Consider the following 22,528-nt stretch of genomic DNA (forward strand, 5'->3'; position numbering starts at 1 on the left):
CGGTGGAACCGCCCGACCGTACCGGGCGCAGGGGGAAAACGTCTCGCGGGTGGTCGTCGGTTCCTGCGAGGGTGGGCGGAAGGGGAACGCCGGACGTCCCGGTCCGCCGCGCCGCCGGAACCCCGTGACCGGCCCCCGGCCCACCGGAGACAATGGACCCCGTGCGCTACCGCATCCTCGGCACCACCCAGGCACTCCGCCCCGACGGCACCCCCGTCGCCGTGGGCGGGGCACGGCTGCGTGCCCTGCTGACCGTACTGGCCCTGCGGGCCGGCCGGACCGTGCCCGCCGCCCTGCTGGTCGACGAGGTGTGGGCCGGGGACCCGCCCGCCGACGCGCCCGGCGCGCTCCAGGCGCTCGTCGGGCGGCTGCGCCGCGCCCTCGGCGCCCAGGAGGTCGCCTCCGTGGACGGCGGCTACCGGCTCACCGCCCCGCCCGACACGGTCGACCTGCACCGCTTCGAGCGGCTGACCGCCGACGGACTGCGCGCCCTCGCCGACGACGACCCCGCCAAGGCGGCCGTCCTCCTCGACGACGCCCTCGCCCTGTGGCAGGGCCCGGCCCTCGCCGACCTGCCCGACCGCACCGCCGAGGCGGCCCGCCGTGAGGCCCGCCGCCTCGACGCCGTGCGCGCCCGCCACACCGCCGCCCTCGCCCTCGGCCACGCCGGACCGTCGCTGCCCGAGCTGACCGCCCTGTGCGACGCGCACCCCTTCGACGAGCCCCTCCAGGCGCTGCGCCTGCGCGCCCTGCGCGACACCGGCCGCACCGCCGAGGCGCTCGCCGCCTACGAGGACGTCCGCCGCCTCCTCGCCGACCGGCTGGGCTCCGACCCCGGCCCCGAACTGCGCGCCCTGCACGCCGAACTGCTGACCCCGGCCGAGCTGCCGGGCCCGGCCCCGCACCCCGACGGTCCACGCACCTCCGCCGGCCGCACCGGCCGCACCTGGGGCGCCGGCCACACCGGGGCCGCCGGGCGCACCGGGGGCGCCGCGTCCCCGGCCCGTGGCGTGCACGGCATACCCGGTGCGCCCGGCGCGACCGGCACATCCGGAGTACCTGGTGCGCCCGGTGCGCCCGGTGCGCCCGGTGCGCCCGGTGCGCCCGGCGCGACCGGCACATCCGGAGTACCTGGCGCAGCCGGCGCGCCCGGCGCGCCCGGCTCCCCGCCCCTCCCGGGCACCCCGGCGCACGGCCCGGCGGCCACCCCGGCAGGCGCCGTCGGGACGGCGGGCGGCGGTCCGGTCCCGGGGATGAACGGCTTCGCCCCGCCGGTGAGCGGATCGGCCCCGCCGGTGGACGGCTCCGCCCTGCCGGTGCACGGCTCGGTCCCGCCGGTGGACGGCTCCGCCCTGCCGGTGCACGGCTCCGCCCCCGCCCCCGGCAACCTCCGCGCCCGGCTGACCTCCTTCGTCGGCCGGGAGGCCGACATCGAGGCACTGCGGGGCGACCTCGCCGACGCCCGGCTCGTCACGCTGCTCGGACCCGGCGGCGCGGGCAAGACCCGGCTGTCGCAGGAGGCCGCCGAGACCGTACGGGACACCGCCCGCGACGGCGTCTGGCTGGCCGAGCTGGCGCCCGTCGCCGACCCGGACGCCGTACCGCAGGCCGTCCTCACCGCCGTGGGGGCCCGCGAGACCGTGCTGTACGGCGCCGGTGCCGAGGAGATGCGGGTCGCCGGCGAACGCCACGACGACCCCGTGGAACGCCTCGTCGAGCACTGCGCCCGGCGCCGCATGCTGATCGTCCTCGACAACTGCGAGCACGTCGTCGAGGCCGCCGCCCGGCTCGCCGAGGAACTGCTCGGCCGCTGTCCCGGCCTCACGGTCCTCGCCACCAGCCGGGAACCGCTCGGCGTGCCCGGCGAGGTGCTGCGCCCGGTGGAACCGCTGCCGGAGCCGGTCGCGCTGCGCCTGCTCGCCGACCGGGGAGCGGCCGCCCGGCCCGGCTTCCGCGTCGACGACGACCCCGACGCCTGCGCCGAGATCTGCCGCAGGCTGGACGGCCTGCCCCTCGCCATCGAGCTGGCCGCCGCGCGCCTGCGCATGCTGACCCCCCGTCAGATCGCCGACCGGCTCGACGACCGCTTCCGCCTCCTCACCTCCGGCAGCCGTACCGTCCTGCCCCGCCAGCAGACCCTGCGGGCCGTCGTCGACTGGTCCTGGGACCTGCTCGACGCCGGCGAACGCGAGGTCCTCGGCCGGCTGTCGGTGTTCGCCCGGGGCTGCGACCTCGCCGCCGCCGAGGCCGTGTGCGGCCCGGCCGCCATCGACGCGGTCGGCTCCCTCGTCGACAAGTCGCTCGTGGTGGCCGCCCCCGCCGCCGACGGCGCGATGCGCTACCGGCTCCTGGAGACCGTCGCCGAGTACGCGGGCGAACGCCTCGACGAGTCCGGCGACCGCCCCTCGGCCGAGCGGGCCCACCTGACGTACTACCGCGAACTCGCCCGCGCCACCGACGTGCTGCTGCGCGGCCCCACCCAGCGCGCCGCCGTCGACCTCTTCCAGCTGGAGTACGAGAACCTGCGCACCGCGCTGCGCCGGGCCGTCGCCGCGCGCGACGAGCAGGAGGCGCTGTGCCTCACCCTCTCCCTGGCCGTCTACTGGCACATGCGCGACCTGCGCATCGAGGCCCGCACCTGGTGCAGCGAGGTCATGGCCCTGGGCCCCGACCCGTTCACCGAGCCCGTCCGCCCCGCCGCCCCGCTGTGGCAGTCCTGCACCGCCGCCCCGCCGCCGATGACCGGCGAGGTCCTCGTCGAGGCCCGGCGCGGTGTCCACCTGGCCCATCTCGCCTGCATGGACACCGAACTGGACGCCTGGCAGAACCCGGCGGCCCAGGCCAAGCTGCGCGTCATCGCCCAGACCTACGAGCCCGGCCTCCCGCAGACCTGCCGGTCCCCCGGACTGCTCTGGTTCTACGCGGTGATGCTCACCGGCGACATGGACCGCATCCGCGCCATCATCGACGCCAACGTCCGCACCTGCCGGGAGACCCCCGGATTCGAGTGGGAGCTCGCCAACTGCCTCCAGATGCGGGCCAACCTGCTCGCCAACCGCTCCGACTGGGCGGGCGACGCGGTCCGGGACGCCGACGAGTCCCTGGAGATCTACCGCCGGCTGGACGATGCCTGGGGCATCGCCGAGGCCCTCTCCGCCCGCGCCGAGGCCCGCGAGCGGCTGGGCGCCCACCGGGAGGCCGCCGCCGACTACGAGGAGGCCATGGCGCACGCCGAACGGCTCGGCGCCCGCGCGCAGCTGGCGGTGCTCGGCGCCCGGCTGGGCAGCACGCTGGTGGAGGCGGGCGAGGAGGAGCGCGGCGAACGCGTGCTGCGCGAGGTCATCGACGGCAGGGACGGCTCGGCCAACGAGGCCCTGCCCGCCGCCCGGCTCTTCCTGGCCGGCCGGCTCGGCCTCGACGGCCGCCTCGCCGAGGCCCGCGAACAGCTCCGGCTGCTGCGCGAGGAGTTCACCATCGCGCACTTCGCCGTCTTCGACGCCTTCATCCTCAGCGCCGAGGCCTGGCTGGACGCGGCCGACGAGCGGTACGAGGAGGCGCTGGTCAGCGTCCGCAAGGCGATCGTGAGGGGCGGTGACCCGCTCTCCGTGGCCATCGCCCCGTACATGCGGTCGCACTTCCTGAGCGTCGCCGCGATCGTCCTCGCCCGCGCCGACGGCGGCAGCCGCGCCTCGGTGGCCGCCCGCTGCCTCGGCACCGCCGACAGCCTGCTCCCGCCCCGCTACATCGCCCCGCGCCTGGAGCGCCACACCCGCGACCTGGCCGGGACCGCGGCCCGCGCCGCGCTCGGCGACGAGGCGTACGAGGCGGCGTACGCCGAGGGCGGCGGCCTCTCCTACGAGGAGGCCACCGCCCTGGTGTGAGCGAACCGTTCCGCGACCGCTCAGTGCTTGGTACGGAACTTGTGGACCGCGACCGGCGCCATCACCGCGGTGAGCGCCGCCGACCAGGCCAGCGTCACCCACAGGTCGTGTGCGACGGGACCGCCGATCATCAGCCCGCGCGCGGCGTCCGCCAGCGCGGACAGCGGGTTGTAGTCGGTGAAGGCGCGCAGCCAGCCCGGCATCGAGGACGTCGGCGCGAAGATCGACGAGCCGAACTGCAACGGCATCAGCACCAGGAACCCCATCGCCTGCACCGACTGGGCGCTCTTCATCACCACGCCGAGCGTGAGGAACACCCACATCAGGGCCGACCCGAACACGGCGGACAGCCCTATGGAGGCGAGCAGGCCGGCCCAGTTCGTGATGTCGAAGCCCACCAGCAGCGCGACGACCAGCAGCACCACCGTCGCGAACAGCATCCGCATCAGCTCCACCGCGATCTTCGCGAAGAGCACGGAGCCGCGCCCGATCGGCAGGGACCGGAAGCGGTCCATCACACCGGAGTTGAAGTCCTGGTTGAATCCGGTGCCCACGCCCTGCGCCATGTTCATCCCCATCATGGCCATCAGCCCGGGCACGACGTACTGGACGTACGCCTGCTGCCCGCCGCCCAGCGACTGGCCGATGGAGCCGCCGAAGACGTACACGAACAGCAGCGTGAAGACGACCGGGAAGAGGACGGCGTCGAACATCGACTCCGGGTCCTGCCGGATCCACAGCAGGTTGCGCCGGACGAGCGCGCCGGTGTGCCGCAGACGGGCCCGGAGCGGGATGGGCGCGTCGACGGCCTTCGCGGCGGCCGGGCTCGGGGTGACGGTGGCGGCGCTCATACGGCGACCTCCTCGCGGGTGTCGGCGGGCACGGCGTCCTGCGGGGCACTGGCACGGTGGCCGGTGAGGGACAGGAACACCTCGTCCAGGCTGGGCAGTTCGGTGGTGAGGGAGGCGAGCGTGACACCGCGCGCGGTGACCGCGCCGACCACCGCGGTGAGCTGCTCGTCGCTGAGCACCGGCACCAGCACCGAGCCGCGCTCGGCGTCCACGACGGTGCCGGCCAGACCGGTGATGCCCAGGTCGTCCAGGGCGCGGGCCAGGGGCCGCAGCTGCGCCGGATCGGCGGGCCGCACGCGCAGCGTCCGGCCGCCCACCCGCGCCTTCAGCTCGTCGACGTGCCCGGTGGCGATGACCTTGCCCCGGTCGACGACGGTGAGCTCGGAGGCGAGCTGCTCGGCCTCCTCCATGTACTGCGTGGTCAGCAGGACCGTCACCCCGTCCCCGACCATCGCCTTGACCTCGTCCCACACCTCGTTGCGGGTGCGCGGGTCGAGGCCGGTGGTCGGCTCGTCCAGGTACAGCACCGCCGGCCGGCCGATCATCGACGCGGCCAGGTCGAGCCGGCGCCGCATGCCGCCGGAGTAGGTGCTCGCGGGCCGCCGGGCCGCCTCCGTCAGGGAGAACCGCTCCAGCAACTCGTCGGCGCGGGCCCGCGCGTCCTTGCGGGACAGGTCGAGGAGCCGCCCGATGAGGTACAGGTTCTCCCAGCCCGGGAGCTTCTCGTCCACGGAGGCGTACTGGCCCGTGAGGCCGATCACCCGGCGCAGCTGGCGGGGCTGGCGCACCACGTCGTAGCCCGCCACGGTCGCCCGGCCGGCGTCGGGGGCCAGCAGGGTGGACAGGATCCGTACGAGGGTCGTCTTCCCGGCGCCGTTCGGCCCGAGGACACCCATCACGGTGCCCTCCCGCACGTCCAGGTCGACCCCGTCCAGCGCCTTGGTCTCGCCGTAGTGCTTGACCAGCCCCCGTACGGTGACGGCGCTGCCCGCGCCGCTGGGGTTGTCGTCGATTCGCGTCATGTCCCCGACGATGTCAACGGCCACCGACAAACGGCCGACAAGTCACCGACAGCCGCCGACACCCACCGACAGCCCGCCGACGGCCGCCGACGGCGGTGCCGTCCCGGGATGTTCGCCCCCGCCGCCCCTTCCCGTCCCGTCCCCCGGGGGCTGCCGCCCCCGGCCCCCCGCTTCGGCCCTGAACGGGCCTCGTCCTCAAGCGCCGGACGGGCTGGGATGTGGTGATCCTCTCCACCGACCGAGTCGGGTGGTGGGTGGGCACAGGCCGGGGGTCCGGGGGCGGAGCCCCCGGGGACGGGACGGGAAGGGGCGGCGGGGGCGATCCACGGCCCGAACGGGCGCCCCGGGCGCGGGGCCCCGCCCCCCGGGCCGCGGGAAAGACGGCAGCCCGTCGACGGGGGAAGATCGACGGGCTGCCGTGTGCGGAGTTGGCTCAGTGGACGCTGTGCTCCTCCAGCGGGAACGTTCCGCCGACGACGTCTTCCGCGAACGCCTTCGCCGCGCCGCTCATGACCGCCCGCAGATCGGCGTACCGCTTCACGAACTTCGGGACCCGGCTGCCGGTCAGCCCCAGCATGTCCGTCCACACCAGCACCTGCGCGTCCGTCTCCGGACCGGCCCCGATCCCCACGGTGGGGATGTGCAGCGCACGGGTGACCTCGGCCGCCAGCTCCGCCGGGACCAGCTCCAGCACGACCGCGAACGCGCCCGCGTCCTGCACCGCCTTGGCGTCCCGCAGCAGCTGAGCCGCCGCCTCCTCGCCGCGCCCCTGGACCCGGTAGCCCATGGCGTTCACGGACTGCGGGGTCAGGCCGATGTGCGCCATGACCGGGATGCCGGACTCCACCAGCAGCTCGATCTGCCGGTGGGAGCGCTCGCCGCCCTCCAGCTTCACGGCCCCGACACCGGCCTCCTTGACCAGCCGGGTCGCGCTGCGCAGCGCCTGGACCGGGCCCTCCTGGTACGAGCCGAACGGCAGGTCGCCGACGATCAGCGCGCGCTGGGTGCCCCGTACGACCGCGGCCGACAGCATGGTCATCTCGTCGAGGGTGACGGGAACGGTCGTCTCGTACCCCAGGTGGCAGTTGCCCGCCGAGTCGCCGACGAGCATCACCGGGATGCCGGCCTCGTCGAACACGGACGCGGTCATCGCGTCGTAGGCGGTGAGCATCGGCCACTTCTCGCCGCGCTCCTTGGCGGCGGCGATGTCGCGGACGGTGATGCGGCGGGTGCCCTTGCCCCCGTACAGCGCCTTGCTGCCGTCGGTGGGCCTCTTCTGGGCAGCCGAAAGCTGCGTCATGGGAACGGCTCCTCACGTCATCTCGAGGCGCCCTCACGGCGTCCCCGGACCACCTCCATGGTGGCACCTCGTGCCAGGCAGGACCAGAGCGCCCCCCGTGGGTAAAACCTGAGTAAGAGAATTCCGATACGAGACGGTCTCGTATCGAAATTATTCTAGGCTCGACGGCATGACCTCTCCGTCCGTCACCACCGCCCCGCGCATACCCGAAGCGGTGCACCGACGCCGCTGGGCGATCCTCGGCGTGCTGATGCTGAGCCTGCTGATCGTCGTCCTCGACAACTCGATCCTGAACGTCGCCGTCAAGACCATCTCCACCCCCGCCCCCACCGGCCTGGGCGCCACCCAGAGCGAGCTGGAGTGGGCGATCAACTCGTACACGCTCGTCTTCGCGGGCCTGCTGTTCTCCGCCGGCCTCCTCGGCGACCGCGTCGGCCGCAAGAAGGTCCTGCTCGGCGGCCTCGTCGTCTTCGGCATCGGCTCCGCGCTCGCCGCCGAGTCCGGCTCGCCCGCCCAGCTCATCGCCTTCCGCGCGGTGATGGCCCTCGGCGCCGCGTTCGTGATGCCCGCCACCCTCGCCGTCCTCATGAACGTCTTCGAGCGCGAGGAGCAGCCCAAGGCCATCGGCATCTGGGCCGGCGGCGTGGGGCTCGCCATCGCCATCGGCCCCATCACCGGCGGCCTCCTGCTGGACCACTTCTGGTGGGGCTCGGTCTTCCTGATCAACGTGCCGATCGTGATCGTCGCCGTCGCGCTGATGCTGTGGCTGGTGCCCGACTCCCGCGACCCGAACCCCGGCCGGATCGACCCCCTCGGCGTCGTCCTGTCCGTCGTCGGGCTGGTGCTCCTCGTCTACGGCATCATCAAGGGCGGCGAGCTCGCCGACTTCACCGACCCGACCGTGCTGGCGACGACCGCCGCGGGCCTCGCGGTCCTCGTGGCGTTCGTCGTCCTGGAGAAGCGCAGCGACCACCCGTCCATCGACGTCACCCACTTCCGCAACAAGGTCTTCTCGGCCGCGATCGGGGTCATCGCCCTGGTCTTCTTCGCGCTGATGGGCGTCACCTTCTTCTCCGTCTTCTACACCCAGAGCGTGCGGGGCTACTCGCCCCTCCAGACCGGTCTGCTGATGCTGCCGCTGGCCGCCGCCCAGATGATCTTCGCGCCGCGGGCCCGGCTCGTCGTCGACCGCTTCGGCATCAAGGCCACGACGACGACCGCCATGCTCGTCATCACCGCGACGCTGGTGGCGTTCTCCCTGCTCGACGAGGACACGCCGATCTGGGCCCTGGAGGTCGTCTTCTTCCTCATGGGCACCGGCATGGCCCACATCATGACCCCGACGAGCGTCGTCATCATGCAGGCCCTGCCCCGCGAGAAGGCCGGCTCCGCCTCCGCCCTCAGCAACACCTTCCGCCAGGTCGGCGGCGCCCTCGGCATCGCCGTCCTCGGCTCCGTGCTGTCGACGTCGTACCGGCACGGCATCGAGGACCGGCTCGGCGTGCTGCCCGCCGGGCTGCGCGAGACGGCCGGGGAGTCCATCGAGGCGACCCTGGGCGTGGCGGCCGGGCTCGGCGAGCGGGGCAGGGCGCTGGTCGACCCGGCCAACGAGGCCTTCCTGCACGCCATGCACGTCACCGCGCTGTGGGGCGCCGGGGTGGCGCTGGTCGGCGCGGTGGTCGTGGGGCTCTTCCTGCCCGGCCGGCCGAAGGCGACCGAGGACGCGGCGAAGGACGCCGACCTGGCGGGCACCGCCTCGTAGGAACGGCCCGCGGGCCGTGCGCTGCGGGAGAATCCCCCCAGGGCGACGAAGGGACGGACGGACGTGAGTCTCGTGGACAGCGGCACCGGTGTGGAGCAGCCCGGGCGCGGGCGGCCGCGCAGCGAGGCGGTGGAACGGGCCATCGTCGAGGGCACGCTGAAGCTGCTGGAGGAGGGCATTCCGCTCGGTGACGTGTCCATCGAGCGGATCGCCCGCACCGCCGGCGTCGGCAAGGCGACCATCTACCGCCGCTGGAGCGGCAAGGAGGAACTCCTCGTCGACGTCCTGCGGGCGGTCGAACCGGAGGACCTCGAACTGCCCGGCACCTCCCTGCGCGACGACCTGGTCGTGCTGCTGGAGTCGCTGCGCCTGCGCGGACTGGCCAACCGCTCCTCGGCGATCCTGCACAACGTCCGCGCCCAGATGAAGACCAGCCCCCGGATCTGGACGGCCTACCACAACGCGGTCGTCGCCCCCCGCCGCCGGGTCGGCCTCGACGTCCTGCGCCGCGGCCAGGAGAACGGGGAACTGCGCACCGACCTCGACCGCGAGCTGATCTACGACATCCTCGTCGGCCCCATGCTCGTCCGCTCCGTCCTGCAACCCGACGCCGACCTCGCCGAGGGCCTCGCCGAGCAGATGGTCGACGCGCTGCTGACCGGCCTACGGCCCGTCAGTTCCCCCACCGGCCCGCTGTAATATGCACGTTTCGTCACAGAGCGGTCCCCGTGACCGCCGACCGGAACCCGTGACACCGGCCCGTACGTCATCGAGCCCGTACGGTCGTCATGGGACGGCAGGATCGAAGCCGATCATCCCCTAGGGTCGTACCCGGGGGACGAACGGTTGCACGGCAGGCAGTGAGGCGACGGTATGGCGCAGCAGGCGTACATGACGGAGACGGACAACGGCGGCTCGGGACCCGAGCGCCGGGGAAACCGGCTTCGGCGCCTGGCGGAACGTCTGACCGCGGGCTGGCGCGGCGACCCGCGCGTCTGGCGCCGCGGCGTCGTCGTCGCCGTCCTCGCGCTGCTCCTCTCCCTCGTGATGGTGGCGCACTCGCACATCCCCAACCGCTACGGCAACCTCGGCAGCCTGACGGAGACGTTCCTGCCCTGGCTGGGGCTGTTCGTCCCGCTGCTGCTCCTGCTCGCGCTGGTGCGCAGGTCGGCGACGGCGCTGATCGCCGTGGTGCTGCCGGCCGTCGTCTGGCTGAACCTCTTCGGCGGCCAGCTCACCGACAAGACCGGCAGCGGCGGCGACCTCACCGTCGCCACGCACAACGTCAACGCCGAGAACGCCGATCCGTCCGGCACCGCCCGTGCCGTCGCCGCGTCCGGCGCGGACGTGCTGGCCCTGGAGGAACTGACCTCCTCGGCGGTCCCGGTGTACGAGAAGGCGCTGACGGCGACGTACGCGTACCACTCGGTGCAGGGCACGGTCGGGCTGTGGAGCAAGTACCCGATCAGCGACGTGGCGGACGTCGACATCAAGCTGGGCTGGGTCCGCGCGATGCGGGCGACGGTCACCACGCCGGAGGGCCCGGTCGCGTTCTACGTCGCCCACCTGCCGTCCGTGCGCGTCAAGCTCCAGGCCGGGTTCACCGCCCGGCAGCGCGACAAGAGCGCCGACGCGCTCGGCGAGGCGATCGCCGCCGACCCGCTGAGCCGCAAGATCCTGCTCGGCGACCTCAACGGCACGATGAACGACCGCTCCCTCAACGCCGTCACCTCCCAGATGCGCTCGACGCAGGGCGCGGCGGGCAGCGGCATGGGCTTCAGCTGGCCGGCGTCGTTCCCGATGGCGCGGATCGACCAGATCATGGTGACGGGCGTCCAGCCGGTCACCTCGTGGACCCTGCCGGAGACCGGCAGCGACCATCTGCCGGTCGCCGCCCGTGTGAAGGTCACCACACCGTAACCCGCCGGAATAGCGGGCGGGAAAGGATTTGTTCCGTACCTGAACATACTGTCCCGCGAGGGACGGATCCCCTTCCCGGAAAGGCACAGGCTTCCTCATGCCCCTGGCCCTGCTCGCCCTGGCCGTGGGTGCCTTCGGCATCGGCACCACCGAGTTCGTGATGATGGGCCTGCTGCCCGACGTCGCCGACGACCTGCACATCTCCATCCCCTCCGCCGGACACCTCGTCTCCGCCTACGCCCTCGGCGTCGTCCTCGGCGCCCCGCTGCTCGCGGCGGTGACGGCACGCCTGTCCCGCCGCACGGTCCTCATCGCCCTGATGGTGCTGTTCGTGGCGGGCAACGCCCTGTCGGCGTTCGCCCCCGACCACCACTGGCTGCTCGCCGCCCGCTTCCTCAGCGGCCTGCCGCACGGCGCCTTCTTCGGCGTCGGCGCGGTCGTGGCCACCACCCTGGTCACGCCCGAGCGCAAGGCCCGTTCGGTGTCGCTGATGTTCCTCGGCCTGACGGTGGCCAACATCGCCGGCGTCCCGGCGGCCACGCTGATGGGCCAGCACCTCGGCTGGCGGGCCACCTTCCTCGGCGTCTCCGCGATCGGCCTCGCGGCCATAGCGGCGCTGGCCGCGCTGATCCCGCACGACCACACCCACGCGCCCACGACCGGCCTGCGCGGCGAACTGGCGGCCCTGCGCTCCCTGCCCGTGTGGCTGGCGCTCGGCACGACGGTCGCCGGCTTCGGGGCGCTGTTCTCCGCGTACAGCTACATCACCCCGATGCTCACGGACGCCGCCGGCTACGCCGACTCCAGCGTGACCCTGCTGCTGGCCCTGTTCGGCGTCGGCGCGACGATCGGCAACCTGCTGGGCGGCCGCCTCGCCGACCACGCGATGCGCGGCACCCTGTTCGCCGGCCTGACCTCGCTGGCCGTCGTCCTGGCGCTGTTCCCGCTGCTCATGAGCGCCCCGTGGAGCGCGGCCCTGGCGGTGACCCTGCTGGGCGTCGCCTCCTTCGTCACCGGCTCCCCGCTCCAGCTGATGGTGATGGAGAAGGCGTCGACCGCCCCCTCCCTGGCCTCCTCCGCCAACCAGGCCGCCTTCAACCTGGCCAACGCCGGCGGCGCCTGGATCGGCGGCCTCACCCTCGCCGCCGGCCTCGGCGTCACCTCCCCGGCGGTGGCGGGCGCGGCCCTGGCCGTCCTGGGCCTGGCGGTGGCGGGCGTGGCCCTCGCCGTGGACCGCCGCAGGTCCCCCGACCGGCCCCCCCGAGCCCTGATCGTCGCCACGAACGAACCCCGTCGGTCGCAGCCCCTGTCCCACTGACGTCCCAGAAACTCCGCCCCTCACCCACCCCTGCCACCCCCACCCCCGGGCGGCAGGATTCGCGCGATGCCGGGACGCCGACACTGCCGCCCCCACGCCCGTCGCCCCTTCAGGGGCGCGGGGAACTGCGCGAACGGCCCCCGCGCGCCCGCACCCGCGCACCGGCGGCGCACCGCACGGCGGGTGGGCGTGGGTCGCGGTGCCGCAGGGTGCCGATGCTGCGGGGCCACGTGCATCGCCCCTCCAGGGGCGCGGGGAACTGCGCGAACGGCCCCCGCGCGCCCGCACCCGCGCACCGGCGGCGCACCGCACGGCGGGTGGGCGTGGGGCGCGGTGCCGCAGGGTGCCGATGCTGCGGGGCCACGCGCATCGCCCCTTCAGGGGCGCGGGGAACTGCGCGAACGGCCACCGCGCCACCGCGCCCCCGCACCCGCGGCACACCGCACCGCACGGCGCGAGGGCGCGGACGTCCACCCGCCGGGTGGGCGAGGGGCCGGTGTCACACCGACTCCCGCCAGCCGTTGGTGATCGGCAGCCGTCGGTCCTTCCCGAAGCCCTTCGGTGAGATCTTCGTGCCCGGCGGGTACTGCCGCCGCTTGTACTCCGCGGTGTCCACCATCCGCAGGGTCCTGACGACCAGCTCCCGGTCGTGGCCCGCCGCGACGATCGCGTCGGCGCCCTGGTCCCGGTCGACGTACATCTCGAGGATCGCGTCGAGGACGGGATAGTCGGGCAGCGAGTCCGTGTCGACCTGGCCGGGCCGCAGCTCCGCGCTCGGGGGCTTGCTGATCGAGTTCTCCGGGATCGGAGGGGTCTGGCCCCGCTCGGCCGCCGCCCGGTTGCGCCACTCGGCGAGCCGGAAGATCGACGTCTTGTACACGTCCTTGATGGGCCCGTACGCGCCCACCGAGTCGCCGTACAGCGTCGAGTAGCCCACCGCGAGCTCGGACTTGTTGCCCGGCGCGAGGACGATGTGGCCCTCCTGGTTGGAGATGGCCATCAGCAGGGTGCCCCGCAGCCGCGACTGGAGGTTCTCCTCCGCCAGCCCGGTCAGCTCCGTCGCCCCCATGTAGGCGTCGAACATCGGCGCGATCGGCACGGTGCGGAAGTTCAGTCCCGTCCGCCGCGCCAGCTCCGCCGCGTCCCCCTTCGAGTGCTCGGAGGAGTACTTCGACGGCATCGACACGCCGTAGACGTTCTCCGCGCCGACCGCGTCGCAGGCGATCGCCGCGACCAGGGCGGAGTCGATGCCGCCCGACAGACCGATCAGTACGGAGCGGAAGCCGTTCTTGGCGACGTACGCCCGCAGCCCCACCACCAGCGCCGAGTACACCTCCTCGTCGTCGTCCAGCCGCTCCGCGTACCCGCCGGCCGACGACGGCTCGTACGCGGGCAGCGGGTCCTCGGACAGGACCACCCGGTCGATGCGCAGGCCGTCGTCGACGACCCCCGTCGGTGCGTCCGCGGCCGCCGCGGGCAGGTCGAGGTCCAGGACCACGCACCCCTCGGCGAACTGCGGCGCCCGCGCGATCACCTCGCCGTCGCGGTCCACGACGATCGAGTCGCCGTCGAAGACCAGCTCGTCCTGGCCGCCCATCATGGCGAGGTAGGCGGTGGTGCAGCCCGCCTCCTGGGCGCGCTTGCGCACCAGCTCCAGACGGGTGTCGTCCTTGTCGCGCTCGTAGGGGGAGGCGTTGACGGACAGCAGCAGGCCGGCCCCGGCGGAGCGCGCCGCGGGCACCCGGCCGCCGTCCTGCCAGAGGTCCTCGCAGATGGCGAGGGCGACGTCGACGCCGTGCACGCGCAGCACCGCCATGGTGTCGCCGGGCACGAAGTAGCGGAACTCGTCGAAGACGCCGTAGTTCGGCAGGTGGTGCTTGGCGAAGGCGAGGACCACCTCGCCGCCGTACAGGACCGCCGCCGCGTTCTGCGGGGCGCCGGCGGGCTGGCCGTACTTCGGCTGGGCGGTCTCGCAGCGGTCGAGGTAGCCGACCACCACCGGCAGTTCGCCGAAGCCCTCGTCGGCGAGGCGCGCGGCGAGCGTGCGCAGGGCCGTGCGGGAGGCCTCGACGAAGGACGAGCGCAGGGCGAGGTCCTCGACGGGATACCCGGTCAGCACCATCTCGGGGAACGCCACGAGATGCGCTCCCTGCTCGGCGGAGTGCCGGGTCCAGCGGAGGATCGTTTCGGTGTTGCCGGCGAGGTCGCCGACGCGCGAGTCGATCTGGTTCAGGGCGAGGCGAAGTTGAGGCACGGGCACCAGTGTAATCGTCAAAGCGACGCGATGGGGTGGCGTGAGGTGTGGGTCACCCCACGCCGCAGGGGGGGCAAGCCCGGCCGCACTGCCCCTGCGGCCGGGCTTCCGCGACTGCCCCCGCGGCCGGGCTTCCGCGACCGCTCCCGCGGCCGGGCCGCCGTACCGCCGCACCGCCCTCACGGCCGGGCCGTGGCCCCCCGCTCCTCCAGCAGATCCGCCATCAGCTGGATGTCCGACCGCTGCCCGTCCACCATGCCCTGCGCGAGCCGCTTCTCCGCCTCCACGGTGCACCGGGCGGCACAGCCCTGCGCCATGTGGATGCCGCCCTGGTGATGGGCCGTCATGAGCTGGAGGTAGAACACCTCGGCCTGCTCGCCCTCCAGGGTGCCGAGCTTCTCCGTCTCGGCGTCGGTGGCCATGCCCGGCATCAGCGCGCCGTCCTCGCCGGAGGCCATGCCGCTCATGCCCATCCAGGCCATCGGCTCGGCCGACGACACCTTCGGCAGCCCCCACAGGTCCAGCCAGCCCAGCAGCATGCCGCGCTGGTTGGCCTGCGTCTGCGCGATGTCGTAGGCGAGCCGCCGCACGTCCTCGTCCGTCGTGCGGTCGCGCACGATGTACGACATCTCGACGGCCTGCTGGTGGTGCACGGCCATGTCCCGGGCGAAGCCGGCGTCCGCCGAGCCGGCGGCGGGGACCCCGGCGCCGTCGCCGCCCGCGACGGAGCGGCCGACGGCCCCGGCGGCGACCAGCACTCCGGCCACGGCCACGGACACGGCGACCCGGGCGAGCCTCACTGCGACAGGCCACCCGTGCACGCGGCGCCCGGCTCCGGCGTCTGCTCGCCCTGCACGAACTTCTCGAGGAACGTGTCCACGTCCGGGTCGCTCGCGCCGGTCACCGTCCGCTGGTGCCCCCAGGCGGTGAGCATGATCGGGTCGGCCTGGCCCTCGTACGGGCTCATGAACGTGTAGGGCGTCTTCCCGACCCGCGCCGCCAGCGCCTCGACGTCCGCCTTCGGGGCCTCGCCGGTGTACGTCACCCAGACCGCGCCGTGCTCCAGGGAGTGCACGGCGTTCATGTCGTTCAACGCCTCGGTGTAGACGTCGCCGTCGCAGTTCATCCACGCCTGGGCGTGGTCGCCGCCGACGGGCGGCTCGGTCGGGTACGTCACGGTCTTGGTGACGTGGGTGCGCCCGAGCGTCCCCTTCCACGTGCGCACGCCGTCCGAGCCGGTGACGAACGTCCCGTTCGCCGAGGCCTTCGCGTCGGTGGAGGCGGAGGTGTCGTCCGACCGCGACTGCACGACGAACACGGTGCCCGCGACGAGCCCGGCGACCACGACCGCGGCGGCCGCGACGGTGACCACGCGGTTGCGCCGCTCACGCGTCCGGTCGGCTTGCCGCATCTCCTCTATGCGCGCCTTGCGCGCCGCGCTGGTGCTGTTCTCGGCGGAACCCATGAGTCTGTCCTTCACGGAAGGGGGCGGCGAGCGGGACGGTGCACGCGAGTCAGCTGATCGTAAGGGGAGAGGGGGAAAGGGCGTAGGCGGGTCACGGCCAAGACGCCGGAGAGGACGGAGCAAAGTTGAAGGGAAGATGCGTATTATCTACGCTTCCCTCATGCGGCTCTTGCGCTCCACCGACCTGGCACTGCGCGTGCTCATGCGGCTCGCGGTGGCCGGTGAGACCACCCCGACGACCCGTGATGTGGCCGCCGCGATGGAGGTCCCCTACACCCACGCGGCCAAGGTGGTGGCCGAACTCCAGCACATGGGCCTGCTGGAGGCCCGGCGCGGCCGGGGCGGCGGTCTCGCGCTGACCGAGAAGGGCCGTACGGCGTCGGTGGGCGCGGTCGTCCGGGCCTTCGAGGGCGACGGCGACGTCGTGGACTGCGAGGGCGGTACGTCGGCCCCCTGCCCCCTGAGCTCCGGCTGCCGCCTGCGCGGGGCCCTGCGCCGGGCCCAGGAGGCCTTCTTCGCGTCCCTCGACCCGCTGACGATCGCGGACATGATCGCGGAACCGACGGGCCCCCTGCTGCTGGGCATCCCCCGGCTCGCCTGACCGCGTCCCCGCTTTCCCTGTCGCGGCCGAACAGGAGCTCGCGGTGCGCTCAGCCACCCGCGGTCGGCGGCGTCGGGTCCTGCGACGGCGCCCCGTCGGGCTCCGCGAAGAACTGCCAGATGCTGATCATGGCGATGATCTGTGCGACGAGATAGGCGACCTGTAGGGAGTAGTACCGCATCTGGTAGACGGACAGGAGCAGCCCCATGCGGCTCTGCCAATACCGCCGTTCACCGCCGAAGGTGTCGAAGTCGAGCGCTATGGCCGTGACGGTCAGCACGAAGAGCATCATCGACAGGTGCAGGGCCGAGTTGGTGGTGCTCTCATGCGCGAACCAGCTCACCAGGGTGTCGAGGCCCAGGGGCAGGCCGAAGGCCACGGTGACCGGGAGGGCCTTGATGGCTCCGCGGCGTCCCGGCAGCACCTTCCACAAGGCGCCGAGGGTGAATCCGGCCGCGGACCAGGCGACCGTCCAGTAGAGGGCGTTGAACAGGAGAGAGGGCAACCCCACCATGTCCGACAGCGTGTCCTGCCAGGCTTCTCCCCGCACCCGCCAGGCCCACGCGCCGAGCACGGCCGCCGGCAGTCCCGGTAGCAGGGCGTACAGTGCCCCGCGCCGGCCGTTGGCCCACCAGTCGTGCCCCGGCCCCAGGGCCAGAGCCGCGTCCACGACCGACACCTTGCCCGGCAACCGGTCGAGTACGGCCGACGGCGTCTGCGCCGGCCAGTCGTGCAGCTTCTCGAGCTGCTTCTCCAGGTCGTCCCGCTTCGGTGGCTCGTCACCGAAGAGCCCTTGGTCCAGGCGGCGCAGCTCGGCGTGGATCTCACGGTAGGCCCGTGACCTGCGCAGCAGGAGCGGGCGCGCCGTAGGCGTGGCTGCCGAGGCCAGTGGACGTCCGGAGAGTTCCAAACGCTGGGCGAGGACCGATCTGTGGGTCAGGAGCGCGGCTGTCCCGTACAGGGCTCCCATGTACAGGGGCACCCACAGCGCGGCGGGCAGCGCGTTCCCCAGGTGTGTGCCGCTGCCCAGGCCGACCGTCACCGCGAAGAACGTGAGGAACAGGATGCGGTCCGCCGGGTCGTCGAGGGGCGTCAGCGCACCGGGACGGCGCCACGCGCGCAGCGCGGCCAGCACGGCGACCGAGGTGAGCAGCCACCAGGCATGGTCGTCGATGAACAGGTCCTGGAGGTAGGAGACCGACCACATGACTGTCCAGAGGTAGTCGTTCAGCCGCTCCGTCCCGGATGCGGGGCTCGCCGGGTCACTGAGCCAGGAGGCCCGCAGCCAGTCCCGTTCCTCCGCCAGCGCGTAGCAGACGGCGATGAGCACGGTGGCCGCGACGACCGCCGTCCCGGCCATGGGGAGTCGCAGGGTGCGGTTCTGACCGGGAAAGCGTCTGCTCTCGGGAAGTAGCCTCCCGTCGGCGGCGATCCTCCACAGGGCGGCCGTGAGGGCGAGCAGGGTGGCGGCCACGTAGCAGAAGGCGAGTGCGGACTGGACGCCGAGCGCGAAACCGACCCCCACGAACTCGCGTGACGCGCCGATGAGCACGTATGTGGCCATGGGATTCAGTACGGTGACGACGGCGAGGGGCCATCGCATCGGCAGACCGGCGAGCACCAGCAGCACGAGGATCACCGGCAGTGCGAGGCCGTACTCGAGGAAGAGCTGTTCGGGGAAGGCCGGCCACTCGTCTACGTACGCGAGGACTCGCTCGGCCGGCAGATCGGCGTCGACCAGGAGGAACAGCAGGACGGCGTACCGCGCCCACCCGGTCAGGTGGTCCAGCGTGCGCAGCTGGGGGAGGGAAGCCGTGCCTGGGCGCCGTCGGCAGATGCGGGCCGCCGAAAGCAGGAGGGCGGAGACCACGCACACGCGGAGCAGGCGTCCGAGGCTGTCGAGACCCAGGGCGCTCAGACGGTTGCTCTGGGCGCTCCAGGAGCGCTGCCACGACGGATCGAGTCCGACCGCCACAGCGGGCACCGACCGGTCCCTGGCCGCGTCGGCCCGTGCTCCGCCCCGGCGCTCGTCCGTCTCGTCCGGGCGCCACACCAGCGCGGTGGCCCCCTCGCCCGCCGTGGGGCGCGGTCTCGCCCACTCGGCGCCGGGCCGGCCCGGGTCGACCGAGATCTTCTCCCACCGCGCCCCGGCGAGCGCGGGAGGCACCCTGAGCCGCAGGGTCCAGCGCTCGGCGCCTGCCTGGAACCGCCACAGGCCCACGTCGATGAACGAGTGGTAGTCGTTGGCCCACGAGTGCGCCCGGTAGACGACCCTGACGTGGCCGTCCCTCCACGTCACCACGGGGTTCGCCACCCGCCACTCGGTCCAGCGACGCTGATCTCCCTGATCCGTCCTGACGAGACAGGACATCGCCCGAAGGTAGCGGCGGCTTCCCTCGCCGAGCAGCAGGTCCGGCGCGAGCGGCCAGGCGGCGGGCACCTCGACGGTCAGCCTTGTGGTGATCTTGCTGTAGGTGCGCTTGTCGTGCCTCAGCGCCACCGATGTGCGCACCCGGGCGTCCGAGAGCCGGTCACCCGCGCACTCCTCCTGGTCGAACGGCTCAGCCGCCCACGCCGTCGCCGTGGTGGCCAGCAGGCACAGCACGGCCGTCAGTACCGACAGCGTGCGGACGATCCCCCGGTTGTCCAACAGTCCCCCCTGACTGCCTTTCCGTGGCCGCCATCATGGCGCATGCCATCGACATGCGCGACGTGCCGGGGCAACGGCCGTGGCCCGCCGGGAGTGAGCGGGCCGCGACCGGTCGGCGCGTCGTCCGTCGGGCGCCCCGCGGGGTGGCGCTGGTCCGGTGCGGCGTCGGGCTGTCACGCCCCCGCCAGCCACAGGTCCGGCCCGAACACCTCGTAGTGCACGTCCGCCGGTGACACGCCCTTCTCGATCAGCTGGGCGCGTACGGCGCGCATGAAGGGGAGCGGGCCGCACAGGTACGCGCGCGTGCCGGGGTGGACGGTGACGCCGGTGAGGTCGGCGCGGCCGGTGTGGGCGCCGGTGGGGGCGTCCTGCTCGTACCAGAGGTGGACGGCCGCGGCGGGGAGCTTCGCGGCGTACGTCTCGTGGTCGGCGCGCAGGGCGTGGTCGGCGGGGGAGCGGTCGGCGTGGACGACCGTGACCGGGGCGGGGTGGCCGGTGGCCGCGAGCCGGGCCAGCATCGGGATCATCGGGGTGACGCCGATCCCGGCCGAGGCCAGGAGCACCGGGGTGCTGCCCGGAACCGCGTCCAGGACGAGGTCGCCGTACGGTTCCGACAGCTCCAGCACGCTGCGCTCGTGCACGCGCGCGTGGAGGTGGTTCGAGACCTCGCCCTCCGGGGTGGTGCCGCCGGGGACGCGCTTGACGCTGATCCGGCGCTCGGAGGTGCCCGGCGCCCCGGACAGGCTGTACTGCCGGATCTGGCGGGCGCCGTCGGAGAGCGCGGTGCGGACCGAGACGTACTGGCCGGGGCGGAAGTCGCGGACCGGGCCGCCGTCGAGCGGGCGGAGCCGGAAGGTGACGACGTCAGGGGTCTCCTGGACGCGTTCGACGACCTCCCAGAGCCGCCAGGAGTGGCCGCCCTGCTCGTCGTACAGCCGCTTCTCGATCGCGATGAGGGCGTTGGCCATCAGCCAGTACACCTCGTTCCAGGCGGCCGCGACCTCGTCGGTCACCGCCTCGCCGAGGACCTCGACGATGGCGGCGAAGAGGTGCTCGTGGACGAGGGCGTACTGCTCGGGGGCGATGCCGAGGGAGGCGTGCTTGTGGGCGATGCGGGTGAGCATCGCGTCGGGGCGGGTGTCCGGGTGCTCGACGAGGTGCGTGGCGAAGGCGGCCACGGAGCCGGCCAGGGCCTGGCGCTGGGTGCCGGCGGCCTGGTTGCCGCGGTTGAACAGGTCGCGCAGCAGCTCGGGACGGGCCGCGAACAGACCGTCGTAGAAGCGCTCGGTGATCTGGCCGATGGCCGCTCCGACGACGGGGAGCGTGGCGCGGACGGTGGCTGCGGACTGTTCGGACAGCATGAGTCCTCCTTCGGACGGGTGCCGGTCCGGTCCGGTCCGGCGGTCGATGGTCGGTGCTCGGCACCGTAGTAAAACTTGCATCTGAGATGCAAATTTAGAGAGGCCGGGGAGGAGGGCGGGGACGGGCATTACGGATGTCGGTCCGAACAGGCAAGATGGGCGACGAAGCGGTACACCTGCCCGTACGCGAGCGTTCAGGCCGGGGTCGCCGTGGCGATCAAGGTCCGCAACGCGCGTGAAATGCTGTTGTGGTGGGATGCTCAGGTGCCCGACCGCCTCCCGCGGGACGGAGACAGGCGGCCTGACCAGCAAGGATGGGGAAGCGGAAGATGGACAAGCAGCAGGAGTTCGTGCTCCGGACGTTGGAGGAGCGCGACATCCGGTTCGTACGCCTGTGGTTCACGGACGTGCTGGGCTTCCTCAAGTCCGTCGCCGTGGCCCCGGCCGAGCTGGAGCAGGCGTTCGACGAGGGCATCGGCTTCGACGGTTCCGCGATCGAGGGATTCGCCCGCGTCTACGAGTCCGACATGATCGCCAAGCCGGACCCCTCCACGTTCCAGGTCCTGCCCTGGCGTGCCGAGGCCCCCGGCACCGCGCGCATGTTCTGCGACATCCTCATGCCGGACGGCTCCCCGTCCTTCGCGGACCCGCGGTACGTCCTCAAGCGTGCCCTCGCCCGCGCCTCCGACCTGGGCTTCACGTTCTACACGCACCCCGAGATCGAGTTCTTCCTGCTGAAGGACCGCCCCCTCGACGGCTCACGGCCCACCCCCGCCGACAACTCCGGCTACTTCGACCACACCCCGCAGAACATCGGCATGGACTTCCGCCGCCAGGCGATCACCATGCTGGAGTCGATGGGCATCTCGGTCGAGTTCTCCCACCACGAGGGCGCCCCCGGCCAGCAGGAGATCGACCTGCGCTACGCCGACGCGCTGTCGACCGCCGACAACATCATGACGTTCCGCCTGGTCATGAAGCAGGTGGCGCTGGAGCAGGGGGTCCAGGCGACCTTCATGCCGAAGCCGTTCTCCGAGCACCCCGGCAGCGGCATGCACACCCACCTCTCCCTCTTCGAGGGCGACCGCAACGCGTTCTACGAGTCCGGCTCCGAGTACCAGCTGTCCAAGGTCGGCCGGTCCTTCATCGCCGGCCTGCTCAAGCACGCGGCCGAGATCTCCGCGGTCACCAACCAGTGGGTCAACTCCTACAAGCGCATCTGGGGCGGCACCGAGCGCACCGCCGGCGCCGGCGGCGAGGCCCCCTCGTACATCTGCTGGGGCCACAACAACCGCTCCGCGCTCGTCCGCGTCCCGATGTACAAGCCCGGCAAGACCGGCTCCGCCCGCATCGAGGTCCGCTCCCTCGACTCCGGCGCCAACCCGTACCTGGCCTACGCCATGCTGCTGGCCGCCGGCCTCAAGGGCGTCGAGGAGGGCTACGAACTCCCGCCGGGCGCCGAGGACGACGTCTGGGCGCTGTCCGACGCCGAGCGCCGCGCGCTGGGCATCGAGCCGCTGCCGCAGAACCTCGGCGAGGCGCTGACGCTGATGGAGCGCAGCGACCTCGTCGCCGAGACGCTCGGCGAGCACGTCTTCGACTTCTTCCTGCGCAACAAGCGCCAGGAGTGGGAGGAGTACCGCTCCGAGGTCACCGCGTTCGAGCTGCGGAAGAACCTGCCGGTGCTGTAAGGGCAGGTCGGAGCGGATTTCTCTCCGCGCCGACGTAGGGGGCCGACGGTCGTGGACCGTCGGCCCCCTCGCGTCTCACCGGCCCTGGGCCGTCTGGCCGGACCGATCAGGCCGTGCCCCCGGTCCATGAAGCGGTCGTCAGCGGCTTCGGCCGCGAGCGGATCCTCGTGGGCCTCGTCGAGGCTGATCCGCTGGGCGCCCCGACCGACGTCGAGGAGATGTCCGCCCTGGAGCGTGATTCCGCCGGCCGGCCGTGCCGACGGCCGGCGGGAACCTCAACGGCCACGGTGCGCAGGTCGTCGCCGCCCGCGGAGGGCGACCGGGCGGCGGCTCTGTTCCCCAGTGGCCGCCGCCGGCGAAAGTCTGCTCGGCTCCCGTCACGTCGCCGGACCAGTGCGTGGCAGTGGTCGCCCTCGCCGCCGCGCCCCCCGGGCACGGGCACGGCGTGTGCA

At 73.1% G+C, this 22,528-nt stretch carries 15 protein-coding genes; 7 read left to right on the forward strand and 8 right to left on the reverse strand.

Annotation, left to right across the window (positions count from 1 at the left end; genetic code table 11):
* The first annotated feature begins 152 nt into the window (after positions 1 to 152).
* A complete protein-coding gene (locus ACZ3KJ_RS03775; protein WP_467524288.1) occupies positions 153 to 3,881 on the forward strand; it encodes an AfsR/SARP family transcriptional regulator in 3,729 nt (1,242 codons plus the stop codon).
* 20 nt (positions 3,882 to 3,901) lie between these two features.
* Here the strand turns inward: ACZ3KJ_RS03775 and ACZ3KJ_RS03780 are convergent, their stop codons facing one another.
* From ACZ3KJ_RS03780 to panB, 3 genes are all read right to left on the reverse strand, one after another.
* Positions 3,902 to 4,732 (reverse strand): ABC transporter permease, encoded by an 831-nt coding sequence (locus ACZ3KJ_RS03780; RefSeq protein ID WP_467524290.1) that lies wholly within the window; start codon positions 4,730 to 4,732, stop codon positions 3,902 to 3,904.
* Entirely contained in the window at positions 4,729 to 5,754 is a 1,026-nt protein-coding gene (locus ACZ3KJ_RS03785) for an ATP-binding cassette domain-containing protein (RefSeq protein ID WP_467524292.1), read from the reverse strand. Before ACZ3KJ_RS03785 ends, ACZ3KJ_RS03780 begins: the two co-directional genes overlap by 4 nt.
* Before the next feature lie 433 nt (positions 5,755 to 6,187).
* Entirely contained in the window at positions 6,188 to 7,054 is an 867-nt protein-coding gene (gene panB, locus ACZ3KJ_RS03790) for a 3-methyl-2-oxobutanoate hydroxymethyltransferase (protein WP_467524294.1), read from the reverse strand.
* Positions 7,055 to 7,223: 169 nt separating this feature from the next.
* Between panB and ACZ3KJ_RS03795 the strand changes: the two genes are divergently transcribed.
* The 4 genes from ACZ3KJ_RS03795 (at position 7,224) to ACZ3KJ_RS03810 (ending at position 12,054) form a co-directional block, all read left to right on the forward strand.
* Positions 7,224 to 8,816 carry an MFS transporter gene (locus ACZ3KJ_RS03795; RefSeq protein ID WP_467524296.1) on the forward strand — a complete coding sequence of 531 codons (1,593 nt, stop codon included), beginning with the start codon at positions 7,224 to 7,226 and terminating at the stop codon, positions 8,814 to 8,816.
* A 63-nt stretch (positions 8,817 to 8,879) separates the two neighbouring features.
* Positions 8,880 to 9,515: a TetR/AcrR family transcriptional regulator gene (locus ACZ3KJ_RS03800; protein ID WP_467524298.1), complete on the forward strand. Its 636-nt coding sequence runs from the start codon at positions 8,880 to 8,882 to the stop codon at positions 9,513 to 9,515.
* Positions 9,516 to 9,689: 174 nt separating this feature from the next.
* On the forward strand, positions 9,690 to 10,736 hold the full coding sequence (locus ACZ3KJ_RS03805) for an endonuclease/exonuclease/phosphatase family protein (protein ID WP_467524300.1): 1,047 nt from the start codon (positions 9,690 to 9,692) through the stop codon (positions 10,734 to 10,736).
* Between the two features lie 97 nt (positions 10,737 to 10,833).
* Entirely contained in the window at positions 10,834 to 12,054 is a 1,221-nt protein-coding gene (locus tag ACZ3KJ_RS03810; protein WP_467524302.1) for an MFS transporter, read from the forward strand.
* Positions 12,055 to 12,553: 499 nt separating this feature from the next.
* Here the strand turns inward: ACZ3KJ_RS03810 and ACZ3KJ_RS03815 are convergent, their stop codons facing one another.
* From ACZ3KJ_RS03815 to ACZ3KJ_RS03825, 3 genes are all read right to left on the reverse strand, one after another.
* Positions 12,554 to 14,308, reverse strand: a complete 1,755-nt coding sequence (locus tag ACZ3KJ_RS03815) for an NAD+ synthase (protein WP_467524304.1) — start codon at positions 14,306 to 14,308, stop codon at positions 12,554 to 12,556.
* Positions 14,309 to 14,487: 179 nt separating this feature from the next.
* Positions 14,488 to 15,108, reverse strand: coding sequence for a DUF305 domain-containing protein (locus ACZ3KJ_RS03820; protein ID WP_467524306.1), 621 nt, complete (start codon positions 15,106 to 15,108; stop codon positions 14,488 to 14,490).
* On the reverse strand, positions 15,105 to 15,773 hold the full coding sequence (locus tag ACZ3KJ_RS03825; protein ID WP_467524308.1) for a DUF3105 domain-containing protein: 669 nt from the start codon (positions 15,771 to 15,773) through the stop codon (positions 15,105 to 15,107). Before ACZ3KJ_RS03825 ends, ACZ3KJ_RS03820 begins: the two co-directional genes overlap by 4 nt.
* 160 nt (positions 15,774 to 15,933) lie before the next feature.
* Here ACZ3KJ_RS03825 and ACZ3KJ_RS03830 point away from each other — a divergent pair, with 160 nt between their 5' ends.
* A complete protein-coding gene (locus ACZ3KJ_RS03830) occupies positions 15,934 to 16,374 on the forward strand; it encodes an RrF2 family transcriptional regulator (protein WP_467524310.1) in 441 nt (146 codons plus the stop codon).
* Positions 16,375 to 16,423: 49 nt separating this feature from the next.
* Here ACZ3KJ_RS03830 and ACZ3KJ_RS03835 read toward each other — a convergent pair whose 3' ends face one another.
* Positions 16,424 to 19,024, reverse strand: a complete 2,601-nt coding sequence (locus ACZ3KJ_RS03835) for a DUF6185 family protein (RefSeq protein ID WP_467524312.1) — start codon at positions 19,022 to 19,024, stop codon at positions 16,424 to 16,426.
* A gap of 173 nt (positions 19,025 to 19,197) precedes the next feature.
* Complete coding sequence (locus ACZ3KJ_RS03840) at positions 19,198 to 20,385, reverse strand: globin domain-containing protein (RefSeq protein WP_467524314.1); 1,188 nt, start codon at positions 20,383 to 20,385, stop codon at positions 19,198 to 19,200.
* A gap of 329 nt (positions 20,386 to 20,714) precedes the next feature.
* Between ACZ3KJ_RS03840 and glnA the strand changes: the two genes are divergently transcribed.
* Positions 20,715 to 22,076, forward strand: a complete 1,362-nt coding sequence (gene glnA, locus ACZ3KJ_RS03845; RefSeq protein WP_467524316.1) for a type I glutamate--ammonia ligase — start codon at positions 20,715 to 20,717, stop codon at positions 22,074 to 22,076.
* Positions 22,077 to 22,528: the final 452 nt, after the last annotated feature.

It is taken from the genome of Streptomyces sp. NPDC003248 (assembly GCF_055563235.1).

Coding starts and splice junctions, on each gene's coding strand:
- ACZ3KJ_RS03825 (WP_467524308.1), bottom strand. CDS start 15,773: ATGGGTTCCGCCGAGAACAGCACCAGCGCGGCGCGCAAGGCGCGCATA.
- ACZ3KJ_RS03780 (WP_467524290.1), bottom strand. CDS start 4,732: ATGAGCGCCGCCACCGTCACCCCGAGCCCGGCCGCCGCGAAGGCCGTC.
- ACZ3KJ_RS03795 (WP_467524296.1), top strand. CDS start 7,224: ATGACCTCTCCGTCCGTCACCACCGCCCCGCGCATACCCGAAGCGGTG.
- ACZ3KJ_RS03830 (WP_467524310.1), top strand. CDS start 15,934: ATGCGGCTCTTGCGCTCCACCGACCTGGCACTGCGCGTGCTCATGCGG.
- ACZ3KJ_RS03805 (WP_467524300.1), top strand. CDS start 9,690: ATGGCGCAGCAGGCGTACATGACGGAGACGGACAACGGCGGCTCGGGA.
- ACZ3KJ_RS03840 (WP_467524314.1), bottom strand. CDS start 20,385: ATGCTGTCCGAACAGTCCGCAGCCACCGTCCGCGCCACGCTCCCCGTC.
- glnA (WP_467524316.1), top strand. CDS start 20,715: ATGGACAAGCAGCAGGAGTTCGTGCTCCGGACGTTGGAGGAGCGCGAC.
- ACZ3KJ_RS03785 (WP_467524292.1), bottom strand. CDS start 5,754: ATGACGCGAATCGACGACAACCCCAGCGGCGCGGGCAGCGCCGTCACC.
- panB (WP_467524294.1), bottom strand. CDS start 7,054: ATGACGCAGCTTTCGGCTGCCCAGAAGAGGCCCACCGACGGCAGCAAG.
- ACZ3KJ_RS03810 (WP_467524302.1), top strand. CDS start 10,834: ATGCCCCTGGCCCTGCTCGCCCTGGCCGTGGGTGCCTTCGGCATCGGC.
- ACZ3KJ_RS03775 (WP_467524288.1), top strand. CDS start 153: ATGGACCCCGTGCGCTACCGCATCCTCGGCACCACCCAGGCACTCCGC.